At 74.0% G+C, this 18,736-nt stretch carries 16 protein-coding genes; 7 read left to right on the top strand and 9 right to left on the bottom strand.

All coding sequences use genetic code 11. The features are described 5' to 3' along the window. Nucleotides 1-2: 2 nt before the first annotated feature. Nucleotides 3-1,079, bottom strand: a complete 1,077-nt coding sequence (locus V6U79_RS14915; RefSeq protein WP_334526215.1) for a lysylphosphatidylglycerol synthase transmembrane domain-containing protein — start codon at nucleotides 1,077-1,079, stop codon at nucleotides 3-5. A gap of 202 nt (nucleotides 1,080-1,281) precedes the next feature. Here V6U79_RS14915 and V6U79_RS14910 point away from each other — a divergent pair, with 202 nt between their 5' ends. The 3 genes from V6U79_RS14910 to V6U79_RS14900 all read left to right on the top strand — a co-directional run bounded on the left by V6U79_RS14910 (nucleotide 1,282) and on the right by V6U79_RS14900 (nucleotide 5,580). Beyond that, nucleotides 1,282-2,382, top strand: a complete 1,101-nt coding sequence (locus tag V6U79_RS14910) for a DegT/DnrJ/EryC1/StrS family aminotransferase (RefSeq protein WP_334526218.1) — start codon at nucleotides 1,282-1,284, stop codon at nucleotides 2,380-2,382. Further along, nucleotides 2,379-3,344 (top strand): Gfo/Idh/MocA family protein, encoded by a 966-nt coding sequence (locus V6U79_RS14905; RefSeq protein WP_334526221.1) that lies wholly within the window; start codon nucleotides 2,379-2,381, stop codon nucleotides 3,342-3,344. The genes V6U79_RS14910 and V6U79_RS14905 overlap by 4 nt, the downstream gene beginning before the upstream one ends. Before the next feature lie 145 nt (nucleotides 3,345-3,489). Beyond that, complete coding sequence (locus V6U79_RS14900) at nucleotides 3,490-5,580, top strand: DUF6077 domain-containing protein (RefSeq protein ID WP_334526224.1); 2,091 nt, start codon at nucleotides 3,490-3,492, stop codon at nucleotides 5,578-5,580. Nucleotides 5,581-5,604: 24 nt separating this feature from the next. Here the strand turns inward: V6U79_RS14900 and V6U79_RS14895 are convergent, their stop codons facing one another. After that, complete coding sequence (locus V6U79_RS14895; protein ID WP_334614973.1) at nucleotides 5,605-7,716, bottom strand: DUF6541 family protein; 2,112 nt, start codon at nucleotides 7,714-7,716, stop codon at nucleotides 5,605-5,607. 428 nt (nucleotides 7,717-8,144) lie between these two features. Here V6U79_RS14895 and V6U79_RS14890 point away from each other — a divergent pair, with 428 nt between their 5' ends. Beyond that, nucleotides 8,145-9,902 carry a CDP-glycerol glycerophosphotransferase family protein gene (locus tag V6U79_RS14890; RefSeq protein WP_442933781.1) on the top strand — a complete coding sequence of 586 codons (1,758 nt, stop codon included), beginning with the start codon at nucleotides 8,145-8,147 and terminating at the stop codon, nucleotides 9,900-9,902. A gap of 60 nt (nucleotides 9,903-9,962) precedes the next feature. On the opposite strand, the gene V6U79_RS14885 is transcribed toward V6U79_RS14890, so the two are convergent. Next, nucleotides 9,963-10,508, bottom strand: a complete 546-nt coding sequence (locus V6U79_RS14885) for an acyltransferase (RefSeq protein WP_334614972.1) — start codon at nucleotides 10,506-10,508, stop codon at nucleotides 9,963-9,965. A 65-nt stretch (nucleotides 10,509-10,573) separates the two neighbouring features. Next, nucleotides 10,574-10,912 (bottom strand): DUF952 domain-containing protein, encoded by a 339-nt coding sequence (locus V6U79_RS14880; RefSeq protein ID WP_334614971.1) that lies wholly within the window; start codon nucleotides 10,910-10,912, stop codon nucleotides 10,574-10,576. A gap of 99 nt (nucleotides 10,913-11,011) precedes the next feature. Here V6U79_RS14880 and V6U79_RS14875 point away from each other — a divergent pair, with 99 nt between their 5' ends. After that, nucleotides 11,012-11,680 (top strand): response regulator transcription factor, encoded by a 669-nt coding sequence (locus V6U79_RS14875; RefSeq protein WP_334526251.1) that lies wholly within the window; start codon nucleotides 11,012-11,014, stop codon nucleotides 11,678-11,680. A gap of 9 nt (nucleotides 11,681-11,689) precedes the next feature. After that, entirely contained in the window at nucleotides 11,690-13,129 is a 1,440-nt protein-coding gene (locus V6U79_RS14870; protein ID WP_334614970.1) for a sensor histidine kinase, read from the top strand. On the opposite strand, the gene V6U79_RS14865 is transcribed toward V6U79_RS14870, so the two are convergent. The 5 genes from V6U79_RS14865 to V6U79_RS14845 form a co-directional block, all read right to left on the bottom strand. Further along, nucleotides 13,119-14,021, bottom strand: a complete 903-nt coding sequence (locus V6U79_RS14865; protein WP_334526355.1) for a TAXI family TRAP transporter solute-binding subunit — start codon at nucleotides 14,019-14,021, stop codon at nucleotides 13,119-13,121. The two genes, V6U79_RS14870 and V6U79_RS14865, sit on opposite strands and share 11 nt — an antisense overlap. Before the next feature lie 56 nt (nucleotides 14,022-14,077). Beyond that, complete coding sequence (locus V6U79_RS14860) at nucleotides 14,078-14,203, bottom strand: hypothetical protein (RefSeq protein WP_334526256.1); 126 nt, start codon at nucleotides 14,201-14,203, stop codon at nucleotides 14,078-14,080. 7 nt (nucleotides 14,204-14,210) lie between these two features. Then, nucleotides 14,211-14,876: a hypothetical protein gene (locus V6U79_RS14855; protein ID WP_334526258.1), complete on the bottom strand. Its 666-nt coding sequence runs from the start codon at nucleotides 14,874-14,876 to the stop codon at nucleotides 14,211-14,213. 100 nt (nucleotides 14,877-14,976) lie between these two features. Continuing rightward, nucleotides 14,977-15,771 carry a peroxide stress protein YaaA gene (gene yaaA, locus V6U79_RS14850; RefSeq protein WP_334614969.1) on the bottom strand — a complete coding sequence of 265 codons (795 nt, stop codon included), beginning with the start codon at nucleotides 15,769-15,771 and terminating at the stop codon, nucleotides 14,977-14,979. A gap of 22 nt (nucleotides 15,772-15,793) precedes the next feature. Beyond that, nucleotides 15,794-17,428 (bottom strand): hypothetical protein, encoded by a 1,635-nt coding sequence (locus V6U79_RS14845; RefSeq protein WP_442933780.1) that lies wholly within the window; start codon nucleotides 17,426-17,428, stop codon nucleotides 15,794-15,796. A 124-nt stretch (nucleotides 17,429-17,552) separates the two neighbouring features. Here V6U79_RS14845 and V6U79_RS14840 point away from each other — a divergent pair, with 124 nt between their 5' ends. Continuing rightward, nucleotides 17,553-18,593, top strand: a complete 1,041-nt coding sequence (locus tag V6U79_RS14840; protein WP_334526266.1) for an App1 family protein phosphatidate phosphatase — start codon at nucleotides 17,553-17,555, stop codon at nucleotides 18,591-18,593. Nucleotides 18,594-18,736: the final 143 nt, after the last annotated feature.

Genomic DNA, 18,736 nt, shown 5'->3' with positions numbered 1-18,736 from the left:
GCTCAGCCCGGGACGGACTCGCCCGAGGCGAGCCGGACCACCTCCGGCCCGCTGCCACGCAGTTGGCGCATGCCGGAGAGGGCCGCGAGGCCGGCGGCGATGACGTCCGCGATCGTGAAGATGAGGCGGGATGCCAGGGCGATGCCCATCGCCGCGCCGACGCCGCCGCTGTCGAGCAGGAACGGGGCGAGCGCGGCGACCAGCACGGCCTCGCGCACCCCCAGCCCGGAGGGGGAGAGGAAGGCGAACATGCCGACCGTGATGGCGATGGCGAACGAGCCGACGCAGCGCAGCAGGCCCTCGGCGCCGGGCGCGGCCTGGGCGTTCGCCAGCAACCACAGGTGCACTCCGAACAGGCTGTAGCCCAGCGCGCTCCAGCCGATCACCCGCAGCACGCCCGGCCAGGTCAGCCGGTGCTCCAACGGCGGTCGGCGGAGCAACCGGAGCGCGAGCTGGACGAGGGCGGTCAGCACCCGGGGGATGGCGCAGATGAGCGCGATCGGGAAGAGCAGCGCCACGATCCAGAGCGCCACCCGGACCGACGCCGCGTAGGTCGAGTCGTCGCCCCCGGCGGCCTCGCTCAGCGAGGGCAGGCTCAGCAGGCCCAGGCCGAGCGCGGCGGTGACCCCCAGCCCGACGGTGACCAGCGAGGCGAGGAAGGCTCGGGCCCGTGGCAGGCCGGCGCGCTTGCTCAGCTCGATCTGGAGCACGTACGCCCAGACACTGCCCGGAATGTACTTGCCGAGCTGGCCGACGAGGCAGATCCGCAGCGCGGCGGTGACCGACACCCGGTGTTCGAGGTCGTCCACCGCGGCCCGCCAGGCCATCGTGTTGGCGGCCATGCCGAGCAGGGCGGCGAGTACGGAGAGCGCGACGGACTGCCAGGCCAGCCCGACCCACGTCGAGCGAACCTGCGGCCACTGGTCGACCACGCTCCACGTCATCCCGGCCACGATGGCCACGATGACCACCACCCGGACGCCGAGGGACAACCACCGGCGGGTCCCGGAGGCCGGGGTGGGCGCCGGGTCGGAACCGGAGGTCCTGTCGACGCCCTCGCGGGCCGCCGTATCTACCACGGGTTACCTGCCTCCGCGTCGCGTTTCATCTGATGCAGGGGATGGGCTTGACAGAGCAAGGCACTACACTAGCCGAGGCCCCGCGCCCGTACGTACCCCGGCGCGCCCGCGCCGGACACCCCGAGCGGCGACCTTTTCACACCCCCGCGTCCGCCGCTGTTAACGTCTGCCCCGCTGCCACCGACCCCCGAGGAGAGACGCTGTGATCCCCATTTCCGTCGTCAAGCTGGACGAGGCGGCCGAACAGCTCGCGGTCGAGGTGATCCGCTCCGGCGTGCTGGCCCAGGGCCCGATGGTCGCCCGGCTGGAGCGCGAGTTCGCCGACACGGTCGGGGTGGACCACGCGGTGGCGGTCAACAACGGCACGACCGCCCTGGTCGCGGCGCTCGAGGTGCTCGACCTGCAGCCCGGCGACGAGGTCATCACCAGCCCCTTCACCTTCGTCGCGACGCTGAACGCGATCCTGGAGGCCGGCGCGACCGCCCGGTTCGCCGACATCCGCGAGGACGACTTCTGCCTCGACCCGGACGCGCTCGCCGCCGCCATCGGCCCGCGCACCAAGGTGGTCATGCCGGTGCACCTGTACGGCCAGCCGGCCGACATGGGTGCCATCGTCCCGCTGGTGCAGCGGCACGGCCTGGGCCTGGTGGAGGACACCGCCCAGTCGCTGGGCGCCACCGTCGAGGGGCGCGGCGCCGGCAGCTTCGGTCTCGGCACCTTCTCCCTCTACGCCACCAAGAACCTCACCACCGGTGAGGGCGGCATGATCACGACCAACGACGCGGTGCTCGCCGACCGGCTCCGGGTGCTGCGCAACCAGGGCATGCGCCAGCGCTACCAGTACGAGGTCGCCGGGCACAACTACCGGCTGACCGACCTCCAGGCCGCGCTCGGCATCCCGCAGCTCGCGAACTACGGCGAGAACGTCAAGCGGCGCAAGGACAACGCCGCCCGGCTCTCCGCCGGCCTGGCCGACGTGCCCGGCCTGCGGCTCCCCACCGAGCTGCCCGGCCGCTCGCACGTCTGGCACCAGTACACGGTGCTGGTCACCGACGAGGCCCCGGTCTCCCGGGACGAGGTGATCGCCCGCCTCACCGAGCAGGGGGTGGGCTGCGGCATCTACTACCCGAAGACGGTCTACGACTACGACTGTTACCGACAGCACCCCCGCGTGGTCGCCGACCCGGCGCCCGTCGCCGACCGCGTGGTCCGGCAGTGCGTTTCGCTGCCGGTGCACCACCACCTCGCCGACGGCGACGTCGAGCGCGTGGTCGAGGCCGTCCGGAAGGCGGTCGGCGCATGACCGCCCCGATGCGCTTCGCGCTGGTCGGCACCGGCGCCATGGGCTCGCTGCACGCCCGGGTGATCTCCCAGTCGTCCCGCGCCCGGCTGGCGCTGGTGGTCGAGCCGCGGGAGACGGTGGGGCGGGAGATCGCGGACCGGTACGGCGCCGCCTGGGCGCCGGACCTGAGCGACCTGTCCGGCGTGGACGCGGTGGTCATCGCCGCGCCCACGGAGTTCCACCACGGGCTCGCCGAGGAGGTGCTCGCCGCCGACAAGCCGCTGCTGATCGAGAAGCCGGTCTGCGGCAGCCTCAGCGAGACCGAGGAGATCGTGGCCAACGCCGAGAAGCGGCGCCTGCCGCTGCTCTGCGGCCTGCTCGAGCGCTTCAACCCGGCCGTGCTCACCGCGCTGGCGCTGGCGCACAGGCCGGTGCACCTGACCGTGACCCGGCACTCGCCGTACGCGCCCCGGATCAAGACGGGCGTCGCCTGGGACCTGCTGGTGCACGACGTCGACCTGGCGATCCAGGTGTTCGGCGGGCAGGAGCCGGCCACGGTGCGGGGCTCCCTGGGGCACTTCCACCCGGATTCGCTGCCGGGCGCCGAGGACGTCGCCGAGGCGGTGCTGACCTTCGGCGACGGCGGGCTGGCCAACGTGTCCGCGAGCCGGATCGGGCAGCGCAAGGTCCGTACGCTGGTGATCAGCGAGGTGGACCGGCTGATCGAGGCGGACCTGATCCGCAAGGACGTGACGATCTACCGGCACGTCTCGCTGGACGCCGCCACGCCGGACGGTCGCGGCTACCGGCAGCAGAGCATCATGGAGGTGCCGGAGCTGGTCTCCAACCGCGAGCCGCTGGCCGCCCAGCTCGACCACTTCCTCGACATCGTCGACGGGCGGGTCGACCTGGACGCGGAGCGGCAGCGGATCCTGCCCGCGCACCGCGCGGTCGCCGGCGTCATCGAGGACAACCAGCGCTGAGGCGCGGGGGCGGCCGGGGAGGGCAGGTCCCTCCCGGCCGTCCGCTGGCCGGGCGCGACGACGCGCTGGCGACAGCTTGCGTCGTGCGGGTGGCCGGACGCTTCCGTCGACCTGTTCCAGTCGGACCTGAGAGCAAGGTAGCCCTGTGTCGAAAGCCGGAAACTCCGCGCTGGTGGCGAACGAGCAGCGCACCGATCCGCTGCCCGAACGCCCCGCCGGGCTGACGCATCGCCTGCGGTCGGCCGTCGCGTCCCTCCCGCGGCTCCTCACGGATGCCGCGGTGGTGGCGTTCGCGCTGTACACGGTCCTGTACCACGCGGCGTTCCTGTTCGCCCTGCGGCCGTCGGCGACGTTCCTGATCTGGCTGGTGTGCTGCGTCGTCCTCGGGGCCCTGCGGCTGGCGCTCGCCTTCCGGCGGGCCCGCGTCGCGCCGGGACCGGAGCGGGACGCGGTCCAGGAGGGGGCCACGGCCGAGCAGGCGACGACGGCCGAGCAGGGCGCGACGGGGTGGGGCCGGGCGCGGCGGTGGTGGTGGGTCACGCTGGCCGCGGCCGTCCTCGCCGCGGTCACCGCCGGACTCGACGGCCCGATGCCGTGGGGGGTGCCGGCCGTTCTCGGCCTCGTCGCCTCCGCCGTGGCGGTGCTGCTCACCCGGCGGGCCTGGCTGGTCGGGCCGGAGGCGGCGTACCGGGGCACGAGCGCCGGGCAGGCGGTCTACGCCCTGGTCCTCTCGGTGCTGGTCGCCGTCTCCTCGCTGTTCATGGCCCGCAACTCGAGGGACGACGTCTTCTACGTCGGAAAGTCGGTGTGGGTCGCGGAACGCGACCTCGTCCCGGTGCGGGACTTCCTCTTCACCGAGGGCGTCGCCCCGGGGCTGACCACCCAGCCGCCGATCTCGTCGATCGAGGTCTTCGCCGGCTCGCTCGGTCGGATCCTGGGCATCCACGGCGCCGCGGCCACCTGGTACGTCCTGCTGCCCGTCCTGGCCGTCCTCGCGGTCCTCGCCCTGTGGCGACTGGTGCACCGTTGGGCGCCGCGCCGGCCGGTGCTGGCCTTCACGGTCGCCATCGCCTACCTGTACCTGGTGGTCGGCGACGACGCCGCGCTGGGCACCTTCCACCTGCCCCGGCTCTACGAGGGCAAGGGCATGTTCGTCTCCGCGGTGGTCCCCCTGATGTGGGTCTACCTGACCGACTGGTTCGAGTCGCGCTCCCGGGCGAAGCTCTTCCTCATCGGCGCGCTCTCCGTGGTCGCGACCGGGCTCAGCTCGACTTCCGCGATCATCCTGCCGATCCTGGTGGGCGCCGCGGCGCTGGCCATGCTGCTGGTGGGTCGCTGGCGGGACGCCCTGCTCGCGGCAGCGGTGGCGCTGACCTACCCGGTCGGTGCGGTGGTGGTGGCGCGCCTGCTGCTCGGGTCGGTCTCCAGCGCCGGCGGCGAGACGCAGTTCTTCGATGCCGAGGGGACCTACCGGCGTACCCTGCTGGTCGGCGTGCTCGGCATCATCGGTGGGCTCGCCCTCTGGTGCGGGCCGATGGTGATCCGGCGGCGGACTCCGCAGCTGCTCGCGGCCAGCGCCGCGCTGACCATGAGCGTCCTGTTCGTCCCCGGTGTGCTGGAGCTGCTCGGCGCGGTCAGCGGCGTCTCCGCGGTGCTGTGGCGGGTGCCCTGGATCCTGGCCCTGCCCGGGCTGATCGGCATCCTCTGCACCGTCCAGGTGCCGCCGCTGCGCCGGCTCGCCAGCGGGGTGATCGCGGCGGTTCTCGTCGGGTCGTTCGCGTTCTTCGGCGTGCCGATGTGGTCGACGGGGAGCTTCGTCGAGGTGCGGCCGTATCCGATCTGGAAACTGCCCCAGCAGCGTCAGAAGCTGGTCTTCTGGATGGAGGGGCTGGATCGACCGTCCGGACTGCTGCTCGCCCCCACCACCCTGATGCGGATCTCGCCCATCATCAGCAGCAGGCTCCGGGTCGTGATGCCGCGCGACGGCTACCTGGTGGAGTACGACCCCAACTCCGACTTCGTCAAGGATCGACTGACGCTCGGTGCGTTCGCCGACGGTACGAGGGACGTGCCGCTGCCGGAGGTGGCGGCGGCCGTGCAGCGGCTGGACGTGACGACCATCTGCGTCTACTCCGGTAACCGGAAGGCCCGCTCCGCCGCGGTCGAGCTCGGCTTCGAGGAGTTCGCGAGGCACAAGGCACCCGGGGCGATGCGCTGCTTCCGGCACACCGGCTGACCGGGAGCACCGCCCCTGGTCGGCTCAGTCGCCCGGGGTGCCGCAGGCGCGACCCGTCTCGGTGACCCGGTAGATCCTGATCCTGTCGAACTGCTGGACGAGTCGTACCCGGTCGGTGGCGTCGAGGCGCGCCTGCGAATAGTGCTGCTGCCAGCCACCGGGCATGGCGCGTCCGCCCCCGACCACCACGTACTCGACGCCGAACCGGGCGACCTCGCAGCCGGCGGGCCGGGCCTCGGGGTTGTTCACCAGCCAGTGCCACGCGGCCCAACGGCGCTTGTAGTTGTCGAGGTCGAAGGTGGGCAGCGGGGGCACGCCGAACAGGGCTGGCGCACCGTGATCCACGTAGGACCAGGTCATGAACTGTCGGTGCCGGTCGTACGCGACGACCTTGCCGACCGGGGTGTTCGCGGCCAGCCACCGGTACGTGTCGGTGTACTGCGCCCCGACGGGCGCGCGACGCTTGAACTCGCCCCGAAGCGGATGCCAGGTCGCCGGCACCGCGGCGAGCCCGCCGAGGACCAGCAGCAGGACGGACGCGGCGACCGCCCCTGGCGCGGTCGAGTCGCGCAGGGCACGTGCTCGGGCCACCAGCCTGGTGGCGAGCCACTGCACGGCGAGTCCGATCGCCACCGCGCCGGCGACCGCGAGCAAGCCGTAGACCGGCAGGATCATCGACCGCAGTCGTTCCCGGACGCCGTACCAGAGGCTCGAGAGCAGCATCGCCCCGGCGGAGTCGGAGCTGGTGGTCCAGATACCGACCGCCGTGAAGAGGACCCCGGTCAGCAGCCACGGCCGGGCCCAGCGCAGCTGGCGGAAGAGCAGGCACAGGGGAGACGCGATCAGGCAGACGACCGTGATCGCCAGGCCGATCCGGATGGTCGGCAGGCTGACGTCGTGGTGCGCCGCGCCCGGCGGGGGAAAGCCCAGCAGGACGTACCGTTGCGGGTCGGTGACCCAGTAGTCGAACGCCTCGCTCCACTGGCCGGGCAGAGCCGGCCCGTTCGACGCGCGTTCGCCCTTGGCGCTGGTGAGCGGACCGAGGAACGGAATGAGCGCAGCGATTGCGCCGACCAGGGCCGCGGCCGCGCCGCCGACCACGGCGCGGAGCGACATCGAGTGCCGTATCACCACCAGCAGGCCGACGGTGAGCACCGCGGTGACCACCACGTCGTAGGTGTGGGACATCACCAGTCCGGCGCCGGCCAGCCCGGCGAGCAGGCCGAGCCGGACCGGATGGGGGCCGCGCAGCGCGAGGGCGCCCAGCACCGCGATACCCACGCCGATGCAGGGGCCCGTCTGCTGCGTGATCCGCCCGGTGGACACGGAGTACCAGAGCGGGCCGAGGAAGGTGGGGGCGAGCGCCGCGCAGGCGGCGACGATCGGGCGGCCGCCTGACAGGCGGACCGCGGCGTAGACCCCGGCGACCAGGGCGAGTGGCCCGACCAGGATCGACCACGCGGTCATCGTGGTGCTGATCCGTCCGCCGGAGAGTTCGGCGGCCTGCGCCCAGGAGACGTTCGTGGCGAGTGGGTAGAAGGAACAGCTGAGCGCGCTCTCGGTGGATCCGGTGCTGCAGGCGGACGCGATCGTGGCGCTACCGGTGTCCAGGATCCGCCGGGTGAAGTATCCGTGGTTCATGCCGTCCCAGCCGGGCGGCGCGATGAGCCGACCGAGCAGCAACCAGCCGTAGCCGACGGTCACCACTGCCGGCACCGCCAGGCCGATCATGTCCGCCCACGCCCGTCGGACCGACTGAGGTCCGAGGCGCGACAGCACCGGCGCCGTCCATTTCGGTCCTGCCGGCGGTGCTCCGGGAGGAGCGTCTTCCTCGAACGCCCGCCCCGGGTCGTGGGCCGTCTCCGCCCGCTGCCCGTGCCCGTCCGTCCGGCCCCGGGAGCCCAGACGGCAGGCGAGGACCGCCGCGCCGGCCAGGACCAACTCGGCGGCCAGGACCGCTGAGGCGCTCTCCGGCAGTCCGAGCTTGGGCAGCCAACCCATGGCCACCGTGGTGAGCCCGAGGGTCAGCGCGGGGGCTGCCGCCCACGCGGCCCAGCGGTGACGCCCCGGCGGCACCACGAACCCGAGCAGCATCCCGGGCAGCACTGCCACGGCCAGCGCGATGAGAGTCGTCAAGAGAGATTCCTCGCGGCAGGGAGCCGGCGACGCCGCTCCTCGGGGGAGACAGTATCGAGGTTCCAGCTGGCCCGGTGACCGTGCTGTCGCGCGTTGCGACGGCGCCTCAACCGATTCGCCCCATGCAGGGGCGTATTTCCCGTCGCGGGTTCGTCCACGTCGGTACGGGCCTTGTGACCGGAGTGTCATGGGATACCCGAGCAGCGACGTCCCGTCGGCTCGCGTTAAGGTCGCAGCGGCCAGTCCGCCGCCAGGATGACAGACTGAATTCAGGGGTCTGCGCCGGCACCACGTTCGCAGACCGGGTCGCACCGGTGGCAGGAAGAGGATCACGTCATTCCGGCGGCTCACCGGGCCTCGACGGCCCGGTGTGACGCCGATGCCTGGCCGGGCCCCGCCCGCCATTGATCTCGTAGGGAGTGCAGTCCTTGTTCGGCACGTTATTTCAGCGGCTGGGGGTCGCTGCCCGCGGTGCGCTGCTGCTGCTGTTCTACCTGGTGATGCTGGTCGCGGGCGCCCTCGGCGGGGTGGTCGTGTACGCCCTCGCCGGATTCGCCGCCGTCGTCGGCGAGTACGTCGTGGACCGGTGGTCGGCGCCCTCCGTCACCCTGTTGGAAAAGGTCGGCCTCGGGCGGGCCTACCGTCAGCTCACTCGCGACCTCGCGACGGTGCTGCTGGTCATCGCCACCGTGCGACTCGACGCGCCGCAGACCCTCGCCGTCATGGTCCTGCCGGCCGTCGTCTGGGTGATCTCCATCTTCGCCGGCGCGCTCTCCAAGATGATCGACCGGCGTAACCCGGTGTCCGCGCTGGTCCGCAACATCGACCTCGGCCCGGTGCGTTCGGCGCCCCGGCCGCCGGAGTGGTCGGCCCAGCTCGCCGGCGACCGGCTGGCCTTCACGAACGTGCTGCTGGTACCCGCCGCGGTGGTGGCGGCGGTGACCGACGACATCATCCCGGTGTTCGTCGCCGGGGCGGTGGCCGTGCTGGCGACCGCGGTGGTCGGCCTGATCATCGCGATCACCTGGCTGCGGGGCCGGGGCACCGGGCAGCCCTCGCTGCTGCCCGCCGTGCAGGCCTGGCTGGACACGTACCGGCCGGAGGTGGCGTTCTACTTCGCCGGTCCGGCCAAGGACGTCTACCAGGCCAACATGTGGCTGGCGCCGACCGAGGCGCTCGGGCGCCCGGCGGTCGTGCTGATGCGCAGCAAGGAGGCGTTCAAGGAGCTCGCCGACACTCGGCTGCCGGTGATCTGCGTGCCCGCCGGGGTGGACTTCATGAACCTCGAGTTCGGCAGCGTGCGCGCGGCGCTCTACGCCGCCAACGTCGGGGCGAACATCCACATGCTCCGCGAGCCGGGCATGAAGCACGTCTTCGTGGGACACGGCGACAGCGACAAGCAGGCCAGCGTCAACCCGTACAGCAAGGTGTACGACGAGGTCTGGGTCGCCGGCCTCGCCGGCCGCGAGCGGTACGCCCGCGCCGGGGTGGGTGTGCTCGACGCGGACATCACCGAGATCGGCCGGCCGCAGCTCGCCGGCGTGCACACCTTCGGCGCGGAGTCGGTCGACCGGCCGTTCACCGTGCTCTACGCCCCCACCTGGGAGGGGTGGCTCGACGACGACCCGTACCACACCTCGCTGGTGCTGATGGGGGAGAAGATCGTCGCGGGGCTGCTGGCCACCACGCCCGCCGTCCGGCTCGTCTACAAGCCGCACCCGCTCACCGGCACCCGGTCCAAGGAGGCCAAGGCGGTGCACCAGCGGGTGGTGGAGCGGATCCGCGCCGCCGGCGGTGACACCGACGCCACCTCACTGGACGGTACCCGCCACCTGGTGGTCACCGGCCGCACGCCGGCGCTGTTCGACTGCTTCAACCAGACCGACCTGCTGATCAGCGACGTGTCCAGTGTGGTCTCGGACTTCGTGCAGAGCCAGCGACCGTACGTGGTGGCCAACCCGGGCGGCCTCTCCGAGGACGAGTTCCGCCGGGACTACCCGACGTCGCGGGCGGCGTACCTGCTCTCCCGGGACTGCGGCGAGCTGGAGAAGATCGTTGCGGTGACCCGGGCCGGCGACGACCCGATGACCGAGGCCCGGCGGGAGCTGAAGACCTACCTGCTCGGGCCGGCCGAGGCGAACCCGATGGACCGGTTCCGGGAGGAGATCGCGCGGCTCTGCCGCTGAGCGGTGACACCAACGGCGGTGGACGGGAGCTCCCGTCCACCGCCGTTCGTCGTCGCGGGATCAGCTCCGCCGCTGCGGCGGGTTGTCCACGTCGCGCGAGACGACCTCGCCCCGCTCGTCGACCCAGCCCTTCGGCCGGGCCGGGTTGCCCGCCACGAGCTGGTACGGGGCGACGTCCCGGGTGACCACGGAACCCGCCGCGATCATGGCGTACTCGCCCACCTCGATGCCGCAGACCAGGGTGGCGTTCGCGCCGATCGACGCACCCCGGCGGACCACGGTCGGGGTGATCTTCCAGTCGGGGTTCTGGGCCCGGGGCCGGAAGTCATTGGTGAAGACCGCGCAGGGGCCGACGAACACCTCGTCCTCCAAGGTCACGCCCTGGTAGACGGAGACGTTGTTCTGGATCTTCACCAGATCGCCGACCGTCACGCCGGCGTCGACGTACACGTTGCGGCCGATGACACAGCCGTCGCCGACCTGCGCGGTCGAGCGGACGTGGGCCAGGTGCCAGACCTTGGTGCCGTCGCCGACCTTGGCGCCCTCCTCCACGTCGGCCGTCGGGTGGACGAAGACCGAGGGGGACCGGTCGTTGGTGTCAGTCATCCTTCAACTCGCATGGGTCGGGGCGCGCCCGGCGCGCGCGAACTCGGCGTAGCATAACGACCCGCTCAGGCCAGCAGCGCCGCCACCGCGTCGGCGGCCGGGACGTCCACCGGCAGCACCTCCGCCGCCACCACGGCGGTCACCGGCAGCACACCGTAGAGGTGCGGGAAGAGAGCGCCGCCCCGGGACGCCTCCCAGCGCAGCTCGTCGCCGAGCCGCGCCGGGTCGACGGTGAGCAGCGTCAGCCCGGTGACGCCGCCGAAGAACCGGCGCGCCGTCTCCACCACCTGGTCGGCCCCGGAGAGGTGGATGAACCCCGACTGGTGGTCCATCGGCGTGCCGGTGAGCTGTCCCGCTGCCCGGGCCTGCTCCCACTCGCCGGTCGACACAATCTTGTAGATCACGTCGGCAGCCTACGGTCCGCACCGGGTCGGAACCGGTACCACCGGCCTTCCCGCCGCGCCGGCGCTTCTGCCACCATTCGCGGGTCGGCACGGCAACGGATGGGGGTACGGGTGCGAATCCTGCTGGTCGAGGACGACCGACGGGTGGCCGCCGCGCTCTCGTCGGCGCTGACCCGGCGCGGGTACGAGGTCGAGCACGCGGGCACCGTCGCCGCCGCCCTCTCCGCCGCCCCCTGCGACCTGGTGCTGCTCGACCTGACCCTGCCCGACGGGGACGGCACCGAGGTCTGCCGTGAGCTGCGCCGGCGCAGCAGCCAGCTGGGCATCATCGCGGTGACCGCCCGGGGCGAGGAGCGGGACCGGGTGGCCGGCCTGCGGCTGGGCGCCGACGACTACGTGGTGAAGCCGTTCTCCATGGTGGAGCTCCAGGCCCGGATCGAGGCGGTGCTGCGGCGGGCGGCGCACACCGTGCCGGAGCGGGACCTGATCGAGGTCGGGACGGTCCGCATCGACGTCGCCGGCCGCACGGTCACCGTCGCGGCCCGGCCGGTGGCGCTGACCCGCAAGGAGTTCGACATCCTGCTCTCCCTGGCCCGCCAGCCCGGAGTGGCGGTGTCGCGCGACCGGATCCTGCTCGACGTGTGGGGCACCACCTGGGCCGACCGGCACACCGTCGAGGTGCACGTGGGCTCGCTGCGCGGCAAGCTCGGCGATCCCCGGCTGGTTGAGACCGTACGCGGGGTCGGCTACCGGCTCCGGGGCGAGTGAGGGGCGCCGGTGCGCCGCCGACTCGTCATCAGCTACCTGCTGCTGATGGTGCTGGTGCTGATCGCGTTGGAGACCCCGCTCGCGGCCACCCTCGCCTCCCGGGAGACCGACCGGGTCCGGGCGGACCGGCTGGCCGACGCGACCCGGTTCGCCTCGCTGGCCGGGCCGGCGCTGCGCGGCGGGGTGCCCGGGCCGCTCGGCGGTGAGCTGGGCAGCTACCACGAGCTGTACGGCATCGGCGCGGCGGTGGTCGACCGGGACCGCCGCACGGTGGTCACCTCCGCGGGGTGGCGGGGCGGCCCGGCCACCGAGGCGGCGCTGGACACCGCGCTGTCGGGGCAGCAGTCCAGCGGCCCCGAGTCGGTCTGGCCGTGGGTGGACGGCCCGCTGGTGGTGGCGGTGCCGATCAACGACGGCGGGGAGGTGCTCGGCGCGGTGGTCACCGCCACCCCGGTCGGCGAGGTGCGTCGCACCGTCACCGCCTGGTGGCTGCTGCTGGCCGGGATCGGCCTGCTCGCGGTGCTGGCCTGCGTCTCCACCGCGTTCGGGCTGGCCGGTTGGGTGCTGCGCCCGGTCACGGAGCTGGACGCGGTGACCCATGAGATCGCCGAGGGCGACCGCGGCGCGCGGGTGCAGCACCGGCTGGGCCCACCCGAGCTGCGCCGCCTGGCGGCGAGCTTCAACAACATGGCCGACGTGGTCTCCGACGTGATGGACCGGCAGCGCGCCTTCGTCGCGCACGCCAGCCACCAGCTCCGCAACCCGTTGACGGCGCTGCGGCTGCGGGTGGAGGAGCTGGGACCGAGCCTCACCGACCCGGACGGCCGGGCCGAGCACCGGCTGGCCCTGGAGGAGACCGACCGGCTGGCGCTGGTGCTCGACGCCCTGCTCACCCTGGCCCGGGCCGAGCGGGAGGAGAACGAGCGGGTCACCGTGGACGCGGCGGCCGTCGCCGCCTCCCGGGTCGACGCGTGGCAGCCGCTGGCCCGGCACCGGTCGGTCACGTTGCGCCTGGTCACCTCCGGCCCGGCGTATGCCCGGACCGTGCCGACCGCCGTCGACCAGGCCCTCGACGCGCTGATCGACAACGCGGTGAAGTTCAGCGGGGCAGCCGGCGAGGTGACGGTGACCGTGCGGCCGGCCGACGGGGGGACGGCCCTGGAGGTGCGCGACACCGGACCGGGCATGACCCCCGGGCAGCTGGACCAGGCCACCGAGCGGTTCTGGCGGGCCCCGGACGTGCAGAACATCGACGGCGCGGGACTCGGGCTGACCATCGTCGCGGTGCTGGTCGACGCCTCCGACGGGCGGCTCACCATGCGGTCGGGACAGTCGGGCGGACTGGTCGCGGAGCTGTGGTTCCCCGCCCCACCCGGCGCCCCGGCCCCCGAGCCACGGACCGCGGCGGCGGAGACCGGCCCGGCGGACGCCGACCCGGTCAGGGCTTGACGGAGCGGTACCAGGCCGCCGCGCCCGGGTGCAGGGGCAGCGGCGTGGTGGCGATCGCCGAGCGGGGGCTCATCCGGCCGGCCGCCGGATGGGCGGCGGCCAGCTCCGCCCGGCGTTCCATCAGCAGCCGGGTGACGTCCCGGATCAGCGCCTCCGGCAGCCCCGCCCGGACGACCAGATAGTTCGGGTTCGCGACCGTGGTGACCGGATCCACGTCGTACACCGAGCGGGGGATGTCCCGGGACACGTACACCTCGCGGTAGCTGCGGCGCAGCGGCTCCGTCCAGTCACCCAGGTCGACCACGCGGATCGCCGAGGCCCCGGCCAGCTCGTCCACCGCCCGCACCGGCAGCCCGCCGGAGAAGAAGAACGCGTCGATCCGTCCGGCGCGCAGCGCGGCCACCGAGTCGTCCAGGCCGAGGTGTTCCTGGCGTACCCGGTCGCCGCCGAGCTGGGCGACCGCCAGCAGCCGGGTCGCGGTGACCTCGGTGCCGGAGCCGGCGGCGCCCACCGAGACCCGGCGGCCGCGCAGGTCGGCGACCGTCCGGACCGGGCCGCCGGCGGTGGTGACCAGGTGCAGCAGGTCGTCGTAGACCCGGGCCACCGCCAGCACCGACGGCTCCCCGGCCGGCCCGGTCGGCAGCACGTCGGCCTGGGTGAAGCCGAGCTCGGCCTCGCCGGCGCGGAGCAGGCGGACGTTCTCCGCGGAGGCGGCGGTGACCACCACGCTGGCCCGCACGCTCGGCAGTTCACGGTTGAGGACGGCGGCCAGGGACTGCCCGAAGGCGTGGTAGACCGCGGTGGGGCTGCCGGTGGCGATCCGCAGCTGCACCGGCTCGGTCGGCTCGTCGCGGCACCCGGCGAGCCCGGCGGCCGCCACGACCAGCAGCATCAGCAGCGCGGTCGGGGCGGCGACGCGCCGCCGGCCGGGCGCGGACCGGTAACGGCTCACGGGCAGCACTGTGCGCCGTGCACCGCCTCCGGCGCAAGCTCAGGCATCCGGTCGGCCGGCGCGTCGCTCATTCCCCAGCCGTGCTCGGCGTGGAACTCACCGACCGTCCCGGTCAGCCTCATCGGCCCATCATGCCCCGGCGGGTGCCCGGGCGGGGGCGAGGGCGGCCCGCTTCATGATCTTCGAACGGTCCGGGCCGTCGGCCACGCTCACCACGAAGCAGCCCGCCCCCGGGCGGAGCAGGGCGGGGACCTCCAGCAGGGCGGCGCTGCGGACGAGCACGGCGGCCAACTCCCGGTCGGTCAGCCGGATGCCCAGGATGTGCCGGCGTACGTGTCGCCCGCCGGCCAGCAGCGCGGACCGCCAGGCCGCCGCGGCCAGCCGGGACCGCCACAGCGCCCGGGCGGTCGACGCGCCCACCGGGCCGCCGAGCAGCTCCCGGCGCCCCTGCCGCCAGCCCCTCTCGCTCAGCGCCACGTACGTCGCCCGGTGCTCCCGGGGCACGTGCAGCCGGTGCAGCTCGTACCGGCGGCGCAGGCCGCCACCGGTCACCTCGTGCTCCACCGGCACGTCCAGCCGGGTCAGCAGCTGCCGCATCCGCAGCGCGGCGTCCTCCCGGTTGAACTCCGCCACCGGCCGGTACGGCCCGACCGGGGCGCGCGCGGCGACCGCCGGCGGGGGCGTGCAACGGACCAGGCAGGCCACCTCGAACGCGTCGGCGAGGGTCAGCCAGTCCAACGGCGGTGGGGGCGACGGCAAGCGGGGCCGGTCGAGCAGGGTGGGTTCGGGGGCCATCGGACCGCTCCTTGTCGGCGTCGGGGTCCCCTAACCGTGACCCGCCGAGCGGCCCGGTTCCACCGATCCGGTCCAGCCTTGAGGAAATCTTGCGGCTGGCCTACAGCTCGGTGACCACCACGTCGAGCTGCCGGGGCCGCCCGGCGGCCGTCGGCTGCTCCTCGACGGTGTACTTCAGGTCGCGCAGCGCGGAGACCAGCCCGGCGGCGGTGCGCGGCCGGGCGCCGGCCACCAGCAGGTCCCGGACCAGGCGGCCCTTGGTGGCCTTGTTGAAGTGGCTCACCACCGTCCGCACCGGCCGGCCGTCGACCCGGCGTTCGTGCAGCACCCGCACCGTCACCGTGCGGCCGGCCGCCGCGCCACGCGGCGTCCAGATCGCGGCGTACGCGCCGGAGCGCAGGTCCAGCACCGGCCCTTCACCCGCGGCCGCCTCCAGCACCGGCGCCAGCACCCGCCGCCAGTACGCCGACAGCGCGCCCACCCCGGGCAGCTTCGCGCCGATCGGGCAGCGGTACGGCGGGATCCGGTCGGCGAGCCGCACCGCGCCCCAGAGCCCGGAGCTGATCAGCACCGACCGGCGCGCCGCCCGCTGCGCCGGCGCCGGCAGGGTGGCCAGGTCGAGCGCCTCGTAGAGCACCCCCGTGTAGATCTGACCGGCCGGCGCGGTGGCGGCCCGGGCCAGCCGGGCGTTGCGGGTCAGCTCGCCCCGCTGGCCGCCGCTGAGTCCCAGCGCCGCCAGCGCGGTCTCCTCGTCGCCGGCGCTGAGCACCGTCAGCGCGCCCAGCACCTCCTCCCGGGCCGCGGTCAGCTCGGGCAGGGAGAGCCGGGACAGGTCGAGTCGCCGGCCGGTCCCGGCGTCGGCCTTGCCCTCGGAGGGCGGCAGCAGGATCAGCACCCGGAAAGCGTACGGGCCGTCGTCAGCGCCACGGCCGCACGGCGGTCGGCGGGTGGTACACGCGATACCCGGCGACCTCGTCGTACCCGGCGACCTCGACCAGGATGGCGGCGTCGGCCCCGTCGCCGAGCAGCCGGCGCAGCCGCCGCTCCGCCCCGGAGCCGACCGGCAGCACGTACCCGGGGCGCTCGGCCCCGCCCACCTGCCGCCAGTACGGGCGGTACCGGTTCTGACCGGGACGCAGGCCGCCGTCGAGCACCGCGCAGACCACCTCCTCGCCGGTGTTGAAGGTCAGCCGGTTGCAGGTCCAGTAGTCCCCGTACACCTCGCGCAGGCCGGTGCCGCGGACCGCGTCGGCCAACTCCCGGGCCTGCCGCTCGTCGGCCCGGGGCGCGTCGAGCGCCGTGACGAAGAGGCCGGTCGCGACGACCGAGGTGGCCACCAGCCCGGCCAGCACGGCGGTGGCGGCCGCCCCGGCCAGCCGTCCCGCCACGCCCACCGTGCCCCGCCAGCAGGCGACCGCCGCCACCCACAGCGGCCAGAGCACCGCCGGCAGCGAGATCTGCAGCACCGACAGGTAGCGGGCGTTGCCCAGCGGGTCGGTGACGGTGAGCGGGCTGCGGACGTACGCCAGCAGGGTCAGGGCCGCGCCGGCGACCAGGGCCAGTTGCGCGACCGGCCGGACCCGGACGCCGGTCGGCGCTCCCGCGCCGCGCCGGTAGGCGACCAGCGCCAGCGCGGCCGCGACCACCAGCAGGACGGGGTAGAGCAGCCCGAACCACTCCTGCCAGCGGGCGCAGCCGGTTACCGGGCAGAGACCGGAGGCCAGCGGCACCCCCTCCAGCAGCCCGCCGCCGAGCCGCTCCGACCAGGGCGGCGGCGGGCCGTCGGTGGCGCTGACCTCGCGGAACACCGACCACGAGTCCTTTCCCGGCGGGGCGATCAGGTTGTCCCGCACCATCGGCCCCACGCCCACCGCGAAGCCGGCCACCAGCAGCGCGCCCGACCAGCCGAGCAGCTCCCGGCGGGCCGCGTAGAGCAGCAGCAGGCCCGCCGCCGCCAGGTACGGCAGGATCAACCAGTCCGACCAGAGCGCCAGCCCGGCCAGCAGCCCGGCCAGGCCGACGGCGGCCCGCCGTCGGCGCACCCGGCCCTCGGCGAGCCCCACCGCGATCAGCAGCATCGCCAGCACCGCCGGTTTCACCTCCGGCCGCCCGCCCACCACGGTCAACTGGTCGCGCACCACCCGCTCGGTGCCGAGCGCCAACAGGCCGACGACTCCGACGGCGAACCAGGGGGAGAAGAGCCGGCGGGTCAGCCGGTACGCCAACCAGAGGAAGATCGCGTACAGGGCGACCAGCGGTAGCCGCAGCACCGGCCAGCTCGGTCCGACCAACGCCACCAGCGGCGCGGCCAGGTACGACTCGATCATCCCCATGTAGTGCTGGCCGTAGAGGAAGACCGGGTGCTCCCGGCCGGCCGCGATGTGCAGCGCGGCCAGGCCGAAGGTGGCCTCGTCGCTGTTCGACGGCGGGACGGTCAGCGCGGTCAGGACCAGCCGGTAGGCCACCGCGGCCAGCCCGAGCAGCAGCGCGACGAACGCCGGCCGGTCGAGTCGCGGACGCGCCGCGCGGTGCTGCTGCCCAGGTGTCGACACGACCAACGCCCCCGTCGTCGTCCCGACCGGAGTCTGTCACGGTCGCCGGGGCCTCCGGAGCGGATCCGCGCAGCCGGCCCCCGCTCGCCTGGCCGCTTCCGCCCACGTGTGGCAGGGTTGCAGCGTGCCACCCACTCCCGCCGGCCAGCTGGCCATCCCCAACCTGCACCGGGCCGCACGGATCGAGGACGCCGTGCACCAGCTGGTGGAACGCCGGCTACGGCGCACCGGCTGGCAGATGAACATCGTCGCCTACGCCGGCTACGGCGCGCCCGGCTGGGCGCGGGTGCTGTGCCGGGTGCTGCTCGGCCGGCCGGACACCCGCCAGCGGGGCCGACTGGACAAGGTCCGCGGCTGGCGGAGCTTCACCACCCTGCCCGCCAAGCACGTCACCGTGACCATCGAGGCCGGTGGCGTCCGGCACGAGGCGCGCGCCGACCGCAGCGGCTTCGTCGACACCGTGATCGAGGCCGACTTCACCCCCGGGTGGGCCTCGGTACGCCTCAGCGTGCCCGACGCCGAGCCGGCGGAGGCGCTGGTGCGGATCCTCGACCCGGAGGTCCGCTTCGGCGTCCTCTCCGACATCGACGACACCGTCATGGTGACCGCGCTGCCCCGCCCCCTGCTGGCCGCCTGGAACACCTTCGTCCTCGACGAGCACGCCCGGGCCGCGGTGCCCGGGATGGCGGTGCTCTACGAGCGGCTGGCCACGGCGCACCCCGGCGCACCGGTCTTCTACCTCTCCACCGGGGCGTGGAACGTCGCGCCGACGCTGACCCGGTTCCTGTCCCGGCACCTCTACCCGGCGGGGCCGCTGCTGCTCACCGACTGGGGACCGACCGCCGACCGCTGGTTCCGCAGCGGCCGGGAGCACAAGCGGGCCACCCTCGCCCGCCTGGCCAAGGAGTTCCCCGACGTCCGCTGGCTGCTGATCGGCGACGACGGGCAGCACGACCCGGAGATCTACCGCGAGTTCGCCGCCGCCCACCCGGAGAACGTCGCCGGGGTGGCGATCCGCCGGCTCTCGCCGACCCAGTCGGTGCTGGCGGGTAGCCTGCCCACCCCCGAGGACCGCCCGTCGGCGGGACCGGTGGGGCAGAAGTGGCTCTCCGCGCCGGACGGCGCCGGGCTCTGGAAACTGCTGCGGGACGCGGGCCTGGTCTGACCGACGACCGGCGCGCGCCACGACCGGCCCTTCCCGGTACCGATCGAAAGATCGGGTTGTACGCCGTCCAGCCCGCGTGCCGATGAGGCGGACGCGTCGGACTGTCCGGGCAGCTCAGGTACGAGCTGCCCGGACAGCGCTTG

Origin of the sequence: Micromonospora psammae (assembly GCF_036902725.1) — a bacterium.
Taxonomy (GTDB): Bacteria; Actinomycetota; Actinomycetes; order Mycobacteriales; family Micromonosporaceae; genus Micromonospora.
This window is presented reverse-complemented; position numbering and strand designations above follow the sequence as displayed.